16 protein-coding genes are annotated in these 12,346 nt (G+C 68.2%); 5 read left to right on the plus strand and 11 right to left on the minus strand.

What is annotated here, in order from left to right; translation table 11 throughout:
* Nucleotides 1-5 precede the first annotated feature (5 nt).
* Nucleotides 6-728 (minus strand): lysoplasmalogenase, encoded by a 723-nt coding sequence (locus tag EV580_RS01545; protein ID WP_133689402.1) that lies wholly within the window; start codon nt 726-728, stop codon nt 6-8.
* Between EV580_RS01545 and lipI the strand changes: the two genes are divergently transcribed.
* The 4 genes from lipI (at nt 706) to EV580_RS01565 (ending at nt 4,569) form a co-directional block, all read left to right on the plus strand.
* Nucleotides 706-1,632, plus strand: coding sequence for an esterase LipI (gene lipI / locus EV580_RS01550; RefSeq protein WP_133689403.1), 927 nt, complete (start codon nt 706-708; stop codon nt 1,630-1,632). The two genes, EV580_RS01545 and lipI, sit on opposite strands and share 23 nt — an antisense overlap.
* Before the next feature lie 96 nt (nt 1,633-1,728).
* Entirely contained in the window at nt 1,729-2,124 is a 396-nt protein-coding gene (locus tag EV580_RS01555) for a hemophore-related protein (protein ID WP_133689404.1), read from the plus strand.
* 175 nt (nt 2,125-2,299) lie between these two features.
* Nucleotides 2,300-3,049: an SDR family oxidoreductase gene (locus EV580_RS01560; protein WP_133689405.1), complete on the plus strand. Its 750-nt coding sequence runs from the start codon at nt 2,300-2,302 to the stop codon at nt 3,047-3,049.
* Between the two features lie 41 nt (nt 3,050-3,090).
* The gene (locus EV580_RS01565) at nt 3,091-4,569 is read left to right on the plus strand and encodes a flavin-containing monooxygenase (RefSeq protein ID WP_133689406.1); all 1,479 of its coding nucleotides are present in this window, start codon (nt 3,091-3,093) and stop codon (nt 4,567-4,569) included.
* Between the two features lie 12 nt (nt 4,570-4,581).
* Here the strand turns inward: EV580_RS01565 and EV580_RS01570 are convergent, their stop codons facing one another.
* The 9 genes from EV580_RS01570 to mihF all read right to left on the minus strand — a co-directional run bounded on the left by EV580_RS01570 (nt 4,582) and on the right by mihF (nt 10,611).
* Nucleotides 4,582-4,824: an Ada metal-binding domain-containing protein gene (locus EV580_RS01570; RefSeq protein ID WP_133689407.1), complete on the minus strand. Its 243-nt coding sequence runs from the start codon at nt 4,822-4,824 to the stop codon at nt 4,582-4,584.
* On the minus strand, nt 4,821-5,531 hold the full coding sequence (locus EV580_RS01575) for a 2OG-Fe(II) oxygenase (RefSeq protein ID WP_133689408.1): 711 nt from the start codon (nt 5,529-5,531) through the stop codon (nt 4,821-4,823). The genes EV580_RS01570 and EV580_RS01575 overlap by 4 nt, the downstream gene beginning before the upstream one ends.
* The gene (locus EV580_RS01580; protein WP_255525543.1) at nt 5,531-6,079 is read right to left on the minus strand and encodes a methylated-DNA--[protein]-cysteine S-methyltransferase; all 549 of its coding nucleotides are present in this window, start codon (nt 6,077-6,079) and stop codon (nt 5,531-5,533) included. Before EV580_RS01580 ends, EV580_RS01575 begins: the two co-directional genes overlap by 1 nt.
* A 59-nt stretch (nt 6,080-6,138) precedes the next feature.
* On the minus strand, nt 6,139-6,621 hold the full coding sequence (locus EV580_RS01585; RefSeq protein WP_133689410.1) for an RNA polymerase sigma factor: 483 nt from the start codon (nt 6,619-6,621) through the stop codon (nt 6,139-6,141).
* A gap of 115 nt (nt 6,622-6,736) precedes the next feature.
* Nucleotides 6,737-7,945 carry a methionine adenosyltransferase gene (gene metK / locus EV580_RS01590; RefSeq protein ID WP_133689411.1) on the minus strand — a complete coding sequence of 403 codons (1,209 nt, stop codon included), beginning with the start codon at nt 7,943-7,945 and terminating at the stop codon, nt 6,737-6,739.
* A gap of 119 nt (nt 7,946-8,064) precedes the next feature.
* Nucleotides 8,065-9,309, minus strand: a complete 1,245-nt coding sequence (coaBC, locus tag EV580_RS01595; RefSeq protein ID WP_183519152.1) for a bifunctional phosphopantothenoylcysteine decarboxylase/phosphopantothenate--cysteine ligase CoaBC — start codon at nt 9,307-9,309, stop codon at nt 8,065-8,067.
* 22 nt (nt 9,310-9,331) lie between these two features.
* On the minus strand, nt 9,332-9,634 hold the full coding sequence (gene rpoZ / locus EV580_RS01600; protein WP_133689413.1) for a DNA-directed RNA polymerase subunit omega: 303 nt from the start codon (nt 9,632-9,634) through the stop codon (nt 9,332-9,334).
* 42 nt (nt 9,635-9,676) lie between these two features.
* Complete coding sequence (gene gmk, locus EV580_RS01605; RefSeq protein ID WP_502703906.1) at nt 9,677-10,285, minus strand: guanylate kinase; 609 nt, start codon at nt 10,283-10,285, stop codon at nt 9,677-9,679.
* Nucleotides 10,286-10,290: 5 nt separating this feature from the next.
* Entirely contained in the window at nt 10,291-10,611 is a 321-nt protein-coding gene (gene mihF, locus EV580_RS01610; protein WP_005146193.1) for an integration host factor, actinobacterial type, read from the minus strand.
* 469 nt (nt 10,612-11,080) lie between these two features.
* Here mihF and EV580_RS01615 point away from each other — a divergent pair, with 469 nt between their 5' ends.
* Nucleotides 11,081-11,509 (plus strand): hypothetical protein, encoded by a 429-nt coding sequence (locus EV580_RS01615; protein ID WP_133689414.1) that lies wholly within the window; start codon nt 11,081-11,083, stop codon nt 11,507-11,509.
* 6 nt (nt 11,510-11,515) lie between these two features.
* Here EV580_RS01615 and pyrF read toward each other — a convergent pair whose 3' ends face one another.
* Nucleotides 11,516-12,337: an orotidine-5'-phosphate decarboxylase gene (pyrF, locus tag EV580_RS01620; protein ID WP_133689415.1), complete on the minus strand. Its 822-nt coding sequence runs from the start codon at nt 12,335-12,337 to the stop codon at nt 11,516-11,518.
* Between the last annotated feature and the right edge of the window lie 9 nt (nt 12,338-12,346).

Consider the following 12,346-nt stretch of genomic DNA (forward strand, 5'->3'; position numbering starts at 1 on the left):
GAGTTTTAGTCGGCCGCCGTGCGGCCGAAGAAGAACCCAGCGGTGATCAGCAACTCCGAGGCGGCGTACACCCACCAGATCGGCACTTCCAGCGCCTGCGAGTCGAGCACGAAGCGGCCGATGCCGATCATGCCGTCGGAGATCGCGAAGCACACCGCGCCCAGCGCGGTCCACGGTGTGGGCAGCTCGGCCAGCAGCGCCGAGCACACCATCGCGGCCAGCACCGCCATGTAGACCAGCACGGGGATCGTCAGCCCGTCGACGACCAGCCGCGGCCAGAACCAGATCAGCAGGCTCACGCACGCGACCACCACGACCGCCGACGCGATCAGGCCCGGCACGCGCGGCGCCCGCAGCGGCAGCAGGGCGCCCAGGAAGCAGAGGTGAGCCACCAGGAACGAGCCGAGCCCGAGCACGAACGACGGCTGCCACCACGGCGTCGCGAGGAAGAAGTCGCCGCCTGCCGAGAACAGCAGTGCCGCGATCAGCCAGCGTCGCTCCCGGGCGATCGGATGCGACAGAGCGGCCACCGCGAGTAGCACCGCCATCAGCGCCTTGACGGCAGGCTGGCCGGGAAACTGGCCGGTGAGCATCGAGTTCTCGGGCAGCCGCAGTGCAGTGATCACCAGGAAGATGCCGTAGCCGACGGCTGCCGCGGCACCGGCGAGCCACCAATTTGTCAGCGTGCGTAAGTACGGTGGGCTGATGCGACCGCCGGTGGATGACATCCTGCAAAAGGTACTGGAAGCGGTGCCGTTCCAATTGACCGTCGACGGCGGAATCGAGGAGGCGCGCCGCCGGCTGCGGGACCTGCCGCGCCGCCCGGTCCATCCCGACCTGCGGGTGGAGAACCGCCACATCGACGGCCCCGCCGGCCCCATCCCGGTGCGGGTCTACTGGCCGGATTCCGTGGAGAATCCACCGGTCACCATGTACTTCCACGGTGGCGGCTTCGCCGTCGGCGATCTCGACACCCACGACGGGACGGCCCGCAACCACGCGGTCAGCGCCGAAACCGTGGTCGTCTCGGTCGACTACCGGCTCGCGCCTGAGCACCCCTACCCGGCCGCCGTCGACGACGTCTGGGCCGCCACCCGCTGGGTGGCCGCCAACGCCGACAGCCTCGGCGCGGACGGCTCGCGGCTCGCCGTTGCCGGCGACTCCGCCGGCGGCACGCTGTCCGCGGTGGTGGCCCAGCTCGCGCGGGACAACGACGGCCCGCCGATCGCCTACCAATTGCTCTGGTATCCATCGACGATGTGGGACAACTCGCTGCCGTCATTCGCCGAGAACGCTGATGCGCCGGTGCTCGACCGGGGCGCCATCGATGCATTCAGCCGCTGGTATGCGGGGGACGTCGACCTGTCCGACCCGCCGGCGGGGCTGGCCCCCGGCCGGGCTGACAGTCTCGCCGGCCTGCCGCCCGCCTATATCGCCGTCGCCGGCCACGACCCGCTGCGCGACGACGGAGCGCGCTATGCCGAGTTACTTGCCGCCTCAGGTGTAACAGTCGAGCTGCATTTGGCCGACACACTGGTGCATGGCTATCTCGGTTACGCCGGGGTCGTTCCGGCCGCCACCGAGGCGACCGAACGGGGATTGGCCGCTCTGCGCGCAGCGTTGCACGCGTGATCGGCTGAGGAAAAGCACTGCTAGCAGCAACCTTGTCGGGATCGTCCGGACAGGCCACAATGGCAACAGAATTCACAATGTGGAGGGATTTACCCCATGAAAATTGCTGAAGCCGCCGCAACCCGGCGAACACTCGGCATCTGTTTCGGCGCCGTCACCGCCGGTCTGGCAGCGGCAGTCATCGCGGCCCCGGCCGCGGTCGCCGCGCCCGACTGCAGCCAGCCGGCCATCGACGCGCAGGTCGCGAGCTCGCAGGGCGCGATCCAGGGCTACCTGAACACCCATCCGGATGGTCAGCGGATGCTGATGAGCGCGGCGCTGCAGCCGCGTGCACAGGCCGCTCAGACCATCCAGACTTACGCGCAGGCCAATCCGCAGGAATACCAGGAGTTCACCGCGCTCCTGGCCCCGCTGGGCACGCTGCAGAAGCAGTGCGGCGTTCAGGTCGTCCCGCCCCAGTACCAGTGGGCGTTCGACCAGTTCGTCGGCTAACTCCGCACAACTCACCGGGACAGCCCGGCCGTCATGGCTCCGAGCCGACGGCCGGGCTGTTCGCGCATGCGCCCGCGAATGTGGCTCAAGCCCAACGGGAATGATCTGTACCTCCAGCCGCTTGTTCACAGTTGCCAATCCAATGGCTCCGACAGACAAGCAACGGAGGAACCCGATGACCGCTCCCACTCCCCTGGCCGGCCGGCGCGCCCTGGTCACCGGCGGCTCCCGCGGGATCGGCGCCGAAATTGTGCGGCGCCTTGTCGCCGACGGTGCCGCGGTCGCGTTCACCTACCAGTCCTCCGCACAGGCGGCTCAGGCCCTGGCTGACGAACTGGTGGCAGCCGGCGGGTCTGTGGTCGCGATCCAGGCCGACAGCGCCGACGCCGTCGCAGTCACCGCCGCGGTCGACGAAACCGTCTCTGTCCTGGGCGGTCTGGACATCCTGGTCAACAACGCCGGTATCGCGGTTGCCGGGACCGTCGAAGACTTTCCGCTCGAGGACTTCGACCGCCTGCTCGCGGTCAACGTCCGCGGTGTATTCGCGGCGATCCAGCGGGCCGTCCCGCATCTGGGCGAGGACGGCCGGATCGTCACGATCGGCAGCGTCAACGCCGACCGGGTCCCCATGAACGGGTTGGCGGTGTACGCCCTCACCAAGGCGGCGGTCGCCGGCCTCACCCGCGGTCTTGTCCGTGAGCTCGGACCCCGCGGAATCACGATCAACACGATCCAGCCCGGACCGGTGGCCACCAATATGAACCCCGAAGTGGGTGGGTTCTCCGATCAGGTACGCCCGTTCATCGCCGTCGGTCGCTACGGTCAGCCGCGCGATATCGCCAGCGCGGTGGCCTACCTGGTCTCTCCGGAAGCCGGCTACGTCACCGGGGTGACTTGGAACGTCGACGGTGGGTTCGTCATCTAGGGGTCTTGCCTTTCGGTGCGGCCAGCGGTCACCCTGGGGCGATGATGCCTGACTACGAGACGCTGATCGTGGGCGCCGGATTCTCCGGTATCGGCTCGGCGATCCTGCTCGACAAGGCCGGCCTGCGTGATTACCAGATCATCGAGGCCGGCGAAGGCCCCGGCGGCACCTGGTACTGGAACACCTATCCCGGCATCGCCGTCGACATCCCGTCGTTCTCCTACCAGTTCTCCTTCGAGCAGAGCCCGGACTGGTCACGCACGTACGCCCCTGGCCGCGAACTGCGCGCCTACGCCGAACACTGCGTGGAGAAGTACGGGCTGCGCAGCCGAATCCGGTTCAACACCAAGGTGACTGGCGCGGTCTTCGACGAGGAGCACGACGTGTGGCGGGCCGAGCTGGATTCCGGTGACGTACTGACGGCCCGTTACCTGATCAACGCCAGCGGTGTGTTGACGATCCCCAAGGCGCCCGAGATCGACGGGGTGGATTCCTTCGCCGGGCTGACCATGCACACCGCACGCTGGGACCACGAACACGATCTCACCGGTAAGCGGGTCGCGGTCATCGGCACCGGCGCATCGGCGGTACAGGTGATCCCCGAGATCGCGCCGATTGTCCAGCGGCTCAACGTGTTTCAACGCACCCCGATCTGGTGCTTCCCGAAGGCGGATCTGCCGATCTCCCGCGCCGCCCGCCTGGCGATGCGGGTACCCGGCGGCAAGGCCGTCCAACGGCTGATCAGCCAGGCGTACGTGGAGTTCACCTTCCCGCTGGCCGCTCACTATTTCACCGTCAACCCGCTGGCCCGGCAGATGTCCGAGATCGGAAAGGCGTACCTGCGCAAGCAGGTTGCCGATCCCGAGGTGCGCGACAAGCTCACCCCGCGCTACGCCGTCGGCTGCAAGCGGCCCGGTTTCCACAACACGTATCTGTCCACGTTCAACCGGGACAACGTCGAGCTGGTCACCGACCCGATCGACAAGATCACCGGCTCGGGGGTGGCCACCGACGGCGGCGGGACCTACGACGCCGACGTCCTGATCCTGGCCACCGGATTCAAGGTGATGGACACCGACAGCGTGCCGACGTATCCGGTGACCGGGCTGGGCGGGCAATCCTTGGCCCGATTCTGGGACGAGAACCGGCTGCAGGCCTATGAAGGCGTCAGCGTGCCGGGCTTCCCCAATATGTTCACCGTGTTCGGGCCGTACGGCTACGTCGGATCGTCGTACTTCGCCCTGATCGAGGCGCAGGGCCACCACATCGTGCGCTGCCTGACGCAGGCCCGCCGCAAGCACGCCACCCGCGTCGAGGTGACTCAGGAGGCCAACGACCGGTTCTTCGCGTCGATGATGGCCAAGCGGCACCGCCAGATCTTCTGGCAGGACAGCTGCAAGCTGGCCAACAGCTATTACTTCGACAAGAACGGCGATGTGCCGCTACGGCCGGCCAGCACGGTGGAGGCGTACTGGCACAGTCGCCGCTTCCCGCTCGACGACTACCGCTTCACGGCCTGACCGGCGAGCCTTTCACCGTCGATACTGCTCGGGCATGCACACCGCGCAGGGCCGGTATCCCGCCGCGATCGCCGTCTGTTCATCGGCGAAGAACACGCGATGGTCGGCGTAGCCGCCGGCGGCGATCGCGCGCAGCGCCGACGGGCAGTCCAGGAGTCCGTAGAGTTTGGTGCGGCGATGTCCGCCGAGCAGCCCCGGGGTCACGCTCGAAAAAGCTTGGCCGCCGGCATCTATCAACGTGTAGGTCTTCGTCACGCCGCGTCGTGAAAGATCAGGCCGAGTGTCATCCGCGATCCGGTGTGCAGTGTGGAGACCCCGTGGCGAACCGGGCCGGCTGCCCAGCCTCGTTTGGACAGCACCGGCCGCTCACGGGTGGTGATTACCAGCCCATGGCCGTGCGGGATCGATATCGCGGTGCCGCGCGACTGGGCACGGGGGCGCTGCTCGTAGAGCAGGAATTCACCGCCGGTGTAATCGATTTCGGGCCGGGTCAAGTTGATGACGACCTGCAGTGGGAACACCAGCTCGCCGTACAGGTCTTGGTGCAGCGCGCACCAGCCGCCGGCCGTGTACTTCAGCAGCAGTGCCGTAGTTCTGGTCTGCCCCGCGCGATGGCACGTGTCCAACCACTCGTCGAGGGTGTCGGGCCACGGTGGTTCGCGACGCAGTTTGGACCACCAGTCCCTGGCGATCGGCAGCAGCCGCGGATAGAGGGCGCCCTTGAGCTCACTCACCGCCCGGGGGTACGGCCGGTGGAAGTACCGGTACTGACCTTCGCCGAAGCGGTAGCGCGCCATGTCGATCGTGGAGCGGAACCGCGTCTCGTCAGGATAGATCGCCGCCAGTTCAGCGGTCTCCTTCGGACTGAGCAGCGGACCGGTCAGCGCACAACCGAGAGTCTCCAAATCGGTGGCGACCGCCTCCCAGTCGGTGGCCGCGACACGCTGTTCGTAGTCGATCATCAGGCAGCCTCCAGGTCGAGCAGCAGGCGCTTGGCCTCCGGGCCGCCGAGGTAGCCGCCCATCGCCCCGTCGCTGCGCACCACGCGGTGGCACGGAACAACAACGGGCAGTGGGTTTTTCGCGCACGCGGTGCCGACGGCGCGGACCGCTTTGGGGCTGCCGGCCAGCGCGGCGACGGCGGCGTAGCTGGCGGTCTGGCCGTAGCCGATCTCGGGCAGGTGGTGCAGCACCGCGCTGCGGAACCCGGCCGCCAGCCGCCAGTCCAGCGGCAGATCGAAGCTGCGGCGAGTCCGGCTGAAGTATTCGTCGAGTTCGCGGGCCACCGGGTCCAGGCGGGCAGGCGCGAGCAGGATGCGGGGGCTGATCTTGTCGGCCAGCTGCGCCAGCACGGCGTCGTGGTCCTCGCGGGCGTACGCGACGCGGACAAGGCCCTGCTCGGTCGCGGCCAGCAGCAGCGACCCGACCGGGCTGTCGACCGTGCAGTAGGCGATATCGAGCAGACCCTCGCGCTGGGCCGCGGTGGCGAGGCGCTGGTGCAGCTCTGCCATCGTGCCGGAGCCGGGCTGGGTGACTCGCTCCAGGTCGCGAACAAGACTGTCGCTCTTAGTCATTGGAGGTCTCCTTTCGTGCCGAGGTAGGTACGTCGAAGTGTGGCGATACCGTCGCTGGCCGCGCGGCGGGCCGCCGCGGCGGTGCCGCCGACGATGTCAGCGATCTCGGTGTAGGGCAGCCCGGCCAGATAGTGATAGGCCACGGCATGCTTCTGCTTGTGTGGCAGGCCATCGACCGCGGCGGCCAGATCGCCGAAGTCGGTGTCGCGCGGGGCCGCCGGTTCGGGGACGACGTCGGTCGGGACTGGTCGACGCCCACGGGCGCGGGTGATGTCGATGGCTTTGTGGTGAGCGATCGTGACCAGCCACGCCTCCACATTGGCGTCCCCCGGGAGGTCCGGGTACGCCTTCATGGCCGCCAGGAACGTGTCCGACCAGGCGTCGTCGGCGTCGTGCATGCCCACGATGGCGCAGCAGACCCGGAAGACGCTGGGGCCGTGGTCGCGCACCACGGTCTCAAAGGGCGGTTTGGCGTTCACAACCTGTAGACGCTCGGCGGCCGGCGTTTGTGAGGTGAAAACGCCGAAACCGACGTTGTGCAGGCGCGGTCTTGCATTTTGCCTGCCAAACGTCGGTTTGGGCGAAGAGAACTGACTAGACCGAGTTCTTCAGATCGTCGACCTTGTCCAGGCGCTCCCAGGGCAGGTCGATGTCGGTCCGCCCGAAGTGGCCGTACGCGGCGGTCGGCGCGTAGATCGGCTGCAGCAGGTTCAGGTCGCGCACGATCGCTCCCGGGCGCAGGTCGAACACCGCGGTGATGGCCTTCTCGATGCGCGCCGGGTCGACGGTTTCCGAGCCGAACGTCTCGACGAACAGGCCCACCGGGGCGGCCTTGCCGATGGCGTAGGCCACCTGGACCTCGACGCGCTCGGCCAGGCCGGCCGCCACGACGTTCTTGGCCACCCAGCGCATGGCGTAGGCCGCCGAACGGTCCACCTTTGACGGGTCCTTACCGGAGAACGCGCCGCCGCCGTGACGGGCCCAGCCGCCGTAGGTGTCGACGATGATCTTGCGGCCGGTCAGGCCGGCGTCGCCCATCGGGCCGCCGACGACGAACGTGCCGGTCGGGTTCACCAGCAGCCGGAAGTCCGAGGTGTCCATCGAGTCGTGGTTCAGGTCGGCCAGCACGGTGTTGACGACCTTCTCCCGGATGTCCGGGGCCAGCGTGCCTTCCAGGTCGATGCCTGCGGCGTGCTGCGTCGAGAGCACGACGGTGTCCAGCCGGACCGGGGTGGTGCCGTCGTACTGCACGGTGACCTGGGTCTTGCCGTCCGGGCGCAGGTAGTCGAGCACGCCGCTCTTGCGCACCTCGGTCAGGCGACGGGCCAGCCGGTGCGCCAGTGCGATCGGCAGCGGCATGAGCTCCGGGGTGTCCTTGATGGCGTAGCCGAACATCAGGCCCTGATCGCCTGCGCCCTGGAGGTCCAGCGGATCGCCCGCTCCCTCGACGCGGGTCTCATGGGCGGTGTCCACACCCTGGGCGATATCGGGCGACTGGCGGCCGATACCGATGTTGACGCCCGCGGTCTCGCCGTCGAAGCCCTTGTCCGACGAGTCGTAACCGATCTCGAGGATGCGCTTGCGCACGGTGTCGTTGATGTCGGCGAAGGCTTCCTTGGCGGTCGTGGTGACCTCGCCGATGACATGGACCTGGCCCGTGGTGACCGCGGTTTCGACCGCGACCCGGGACTTGGGGTCAGCCGCGAGCAGCGAGTCGAGAATCGAGTCGCTGATGGCGTCACAGATCTTGTCGGGGTGTCCTTCGGTGACCGACTCGCTGGTAAACAGCCGACCTGCGCTCACAGTGTCATTCCCTTCGAAAGCTTAGTTTTGCGAATCATATCTTCGCCCCTGACAGACCAAACCGGGACGGTACGTCCCGCGCAAGCGTTCTGCGCACTTTTCTTCTAAATGGTGACCGGCTAGGCCTCACGCCGCAGAAGAGAAGCGATCGCGTCCACGATACGGCTCGCCATCAGCGTCTTCGAGCCGTGCTCCAGCGCGGCCTCGGTGCCGTCTGCCCCCAGCAACCACCCGTCGTTGCTGTCCACCTCGAACGCGCGACCGTCGCCGACCGCGTTGACGACGAGCAGATCGCAGCCCTTGCGGACCAGCTTGGACCGGGCGTGGAACAGCACGTCACCGTTGGCGTCGCCGGTCTCGGCCGCAAAGCCCACAATGGCACGCATGTTCGGCAGCTGCCCGTCGGCGCGCTGGCGGACCGCACCGGCAAGCACGTCGTCGGTGCGCACCAGCTCGATGGCCGGCGCGTCCACGACATCGGGCTTCTTCTTGATCTTGCTGCTGGCCACATGCGCGGGCCGGAAGTCCGCGACGGCAGCGGCCATCACGAGAACGTGGGCGTCCGGCGCGTGCTTGCTCACGGCCTCGTGCAGCTGCGCGGCCGAAGTGATGTTCAGGACGTGCACACCGGCGGGCTCGGCGAGGCCGGCGGTGTTACCGGCGATCAGCGTGACATCGGCCCCGCGTTGAGCGGCGACCCTGGCCACCGCGTAGCCCTGTTTGCCCGAGCTGCGGTTGCCGATGAAGCGGACCGGATCGATGGCTTCCCGCGTGCCACCCGCGCTCACCAGCAGCTTGACCCCACTCAGGTCGTAGGGCAGTGCATCGGCGCGGGCCAGCAGCAGCTCGGCGAAGGTGGTGATCTCTTCGGCCTCGGGCAGTCGTCCCGGGCCGGTGTCGGCGCCGGTGAGACGTCCGGACGCGGGTTCGAGCACGACCGCACCCCGGTCACGCAGCGTCCCCACGTTCTGGACGGTGGCGGGGTGCAACCACATCTCGGTGTGCATGGCCGGTGCGAACAGCACCGGGCAGCGGGCCGTCAGCAGCGTCGCGGTCAGCAGGTCGTCGGCGCGGCCGGCGACGGCGCGAGCCAGCAGATCGGCGGTGGCGGGTGCGACGACGACGAGGTCAGCTTCTTGCCCGAGCCGAACATGCGGGACCTCGTCGACATCCTCGAAGACCCCGGTGCGGACCGGGTGCCCGGACAGCGCCTCGAAGGTCGCTGCGCCGACGAACCGCAATGCCGACTCGGTGGGGACGACGCGAACGTCGTGCCCGGCCTCGCTGAGCTGACGGACCACCGTGCACGCCTTGTAGGCGGCGATGCCTCCGGCGACGCCGACGATGATCCGCTTGCGGTTCATCAACTAGCCCGGGCTTGGTGGGCTACTCGCCTTCGGTGTGTTCGAGCAGATCGCCGTGGATCTCGCGCAGCGCGATCGACAGCGGCTTCTCCTGCAGGCCGGGCTCGACCAGCGGGCCGACGTATTCGAGGATGCCGTCGCCGAGCTGGTTGTAGTAGTCGTTGATCTGGCGTGCCCGCTTGGCGGAGTAGATGACCAGCGCGTACTTGCTCGACACCCGGTCCAGCAACTCGTCGATGGGCGGGTTGGTGATGCCCAGCGGTGTGTCGTAGGCGGTTGCGGCACCCGGGGCCGGATCGTAGTGATCCGTGCTGGCTTGCGTCACGTAGAACTTCTTCCTAGCGGATGATTTGGGAGCTTCGGGGCATCAATCTTGCGCGCCCACCAGCAAGGATACCAATTCGGCGCAGGCCGAATCCAATTGGCTGTTCACGACGACGACGTCGAACCCGTCCTGAGCGGCCAGCTCAGCGCGGGCGGTGTCCAGCCGGCGGGCCATCACCTCCGGGGTTTCGGTGCCCCGGCCAATGAGCCGCTCTTCGAGCGCCTCCCAGCTGGGGGGCGCCAGAAACACGGTCAAGACCTCGGGCATCGCCCGTTTGACGGCTTCGGCACCAGCCAGGTCGACCTCGATGAGGACGGGATGTCCCGCCGCGACCGCGTCGGCGACCGGTGCGGCCAGCGTGCCGGAGCGCTGCAGACCGTTGTGGATCTCGGCCCATTCGAGCAGGTCACCACCGTCGATCAACTGCTGGAACTTCTCGGGCGTGACGAAGTGGTAGTCGACGCCGTCCACCTCACCCGGGCGAATGGCCCGGGTGGTGGCCGACACGCTGAAATGCAGATCGGGCACCTGCTCACGCAGGCGGCGGACGATCGTCGACTTCCCTACCCCGGACGGCCCGGACAGCACCACCACTCGGCCGCGGTGGTCGGGCGTAACGCCCGCGCTGTCCGGCCTTCCGCCGGCATTCACCGCTGCTAAGCGGTGAAGTCGAACTTTTCCAGCAGTGCCTTGCGCTGCCGATCGCCGAGGCCACGCAGGCGGCGCGTCGGGGCGATCTCCAGCTCGGTCATGATTTCCTGCGCCTTGACCTTGCCCACCTTGGGCAGGGCTTCCAGCAGTGCGGAAACCTTCATCTTGCCGAGGACCTCGTCGGTCTCAGCGTCCTTGAGCACCTGCTTGAGGTTGGTGCCACCACGCTTGAGCCGATCCTTGAGCTCAGCTCGTGCGCGACGCGCGGCAGCAGCCTTCTCCAACGCGGCTGCGCGCTGCTCGTCGGTCAACTGGGGAAGGGCCACGGGTTCCTCCGTCTCATCACCATCATTGTTTTGCCTGGGCCGGGTACTTCAGCCAGCGACAGCGACCGTACCCACGCCCTCTGACGAAATCTAACCCCACCCCCTGCTTACCGGTGCAAACCCGCAGGATATGGCCCAAGATCACGTTGTCTGGACAGCTGTCGGGACAACATTCCGAGGCGGTTACGAGCCCGTTCGACGGTCTCGGCCCGCACCGAAAAGAGCCCGTCTACCTGCGGATTTTCAAGATCGCCCTGGTCGGGCGGCCCCGAGTCGACGCCCACTGGGAACTGGACCGCGTCAAATTTCACCTCACAGGCAGGTCACGGCGTGTCGGGCGTGTCGAGACGGCCGTCGGCGCTCGCTTACCGCACACACAGCTGCGCGACAGATTTTGCATAGCCGGGCTACCTAGCGTGGTCGGTGTCGGGGTTGTCAGTGGCAGATTCGAACCTCGAAGGGACGTGCCATGTCCATCACACAAACCACCCGCGTTGCTGCTGTGGCAGTTGGGATCGCGATCGCCGGGATGACGGTCGGAACGGCTTCCGCTCTGGCGGACCCCGGCCGTGGCGGGCCTGGCGACTGCGGATTCCAGGGCTGCCAGGGACCGGGCCAGCGCGGCCCAGACGGACCCGGGCCCGACCGCCGCGGCCCTGGCCCGGCCGACTGGCGCGGCGGCCCGGGTGGCGGGCCTGGTGGGCCGCAATGGCGTGGCGGCGACGACCGCGGCTGGCGTCCCGGACCGCCGCCGCCCGATCTGGGCTGGCGCGGGATCGACCAGGGCCGCTGGGATCACCAGCCGTTCAACTACAACGGCAACTGGGTCAGCCCGGTGTTCGACCAGGGCTACCAGGCGTGGGGGTTCTGGCTGTTCGGGGTGTGGATTCCGCTCTAGGCCGCTCTAGGCCAGATACGCGACTTCGTCGCGCAGCTTCTCCCCCGCCGCCCGGACCGCCTCGGCATCCGGTCCGGCGCGCAGGACCTCACGGGACACCGCAGGTATCAGCTGACCGGGCCGGGCGCCCCCGAGACCGCCGAGCACCTCGGGGCGTCCGCCCTGGGCGCCCACGCCGGGTACCAGGACCGGGCCGCCCAACTCGCTGAGATCGGGCACCACGTCGAGCGTCGCGCCGACGACGACGCCGACCGAACCCGGTTGTGAACCCGCCCGGTTGACGGCGGCGGCGTCATCGACGACCGACTGCGCCACCGTGCGCTCGCCTGCGATAGCGCGTTGCACCGACGCGCCTTCCGGGTTGGACGTCGCGGCGAGCACGAACACGCCGCGCCCGTTGGCTGCGGCCAGCTCCAAAAGTGGCTGCAGCGAACCGAATCCGAGGTACGGCGATGCGGTGACGGCATCCGCGGCCAGCGGCCCGTCACCCACCCAGGCCTGCGCGTAGGCGGCCATCGTCGAGCCGATGTCGCCGCGCTTGGCGTCGGCGAGCACCAGCACCCCGGCGTCCCGCAACCCGGCGATGGTGTTCTCCAGCACCGCGAAACCCGCTGAGCCATAAGCCTCGAAGAACGCCACCTGCGGCTTGACGATGGCGAATCCGGCGAAGGCCCGCACGCAGATATCAGAGAACCGCGCCAGGCCGTCGGCGCTGACCGGCAGATCCCAGGCGCGCAGCAGTTCCGGGTGCGGGTCGATGCCGAGACACAGCGGCCCGCGATCGGCGATCGCGGCCGCCAGCCTGGCGCCGAATCCCGCGTCAGTCATTGACCCACC

It is taken from the genome of Mycobacterium sp. BK086 (assembly GCA_004362315.1).
Taxonomy (GTDB): Bacteria; Actinomycetota; Actinomycetes; order Mycobacteriales; family Mycobacteriaceae; genus Mycobacterium.

Bases quoted from the DNA above. Each gene is read 5' to 3' on its own strand.
- EV580_RS01615 (WP_133689414.1), top strand. From the start codon at position 11,081: ATGTCCATCACACAAACCACCCGCGTTGCTGCTGTGGCAGTTGGGATC.
- EV580_RS01545 (WP_133689402.1), bottom strand. From the start codon at position 728: ATGTCATCCACCGGCGGTCGCATCAGCCCACCGTACTTACGCACGCTG.
- lipI (WP_133689403.1), top strand. From the start codon at position 706: ATGCGACCGCCGGTGGATGACATCCTGCAAAAGGTACTGGAAGCGGTG.
- EV580_RS01560 (WP_133689405.1), top strand. From the start codon at position 2,300: ATGACCGCTCCCACTCCCCTGGCCGGCCGGCGCGCCCTGGTCACCGGC.
- EV580_RS01575 (WP_133689408.1), bottom strand. From the start codon at position 5,531: ATGATCGACTACGAACAGCGTGTCGCGGCCACCGACTGGGAGGCGGTC.
- EV580_RS01565 (WP_133689406.1), top strand. From the start codon at position 3,091: ATGATGCCTGACTACGAGACGCTGATCGTGGGCGCCGGATTCTCCGGT.
- EV580_RS01555 (WP_133689404.1), top strand. From the start codon at position 1,729: ATGAAAATTGCTGAAGCCGCCGCAACCCGGCGAACACTCGGCATCTGT.
- EV580_RS01580 (WP_255525543.1), bottom strand. From the start codon at position 6,079: ATGGCAGAGCTGCACCAGCGCCTCGCCACCGCGGCCCAGCGCGAGGGT.
- pyrF (WP_133689415.1), bottom strand. From the start codon at position 12,337: ATGACTGACGCGGGATTCGGCGCCAGGCTGGCGGCCGCGATCGCCGAT.
- coaBC (WP_183519152.1), bottom strand. From the start codon at position 9,309: ATGAACCGCAAGCGGATCATCGTCGGCGTCGCCGGAGGCATCGCCGCC.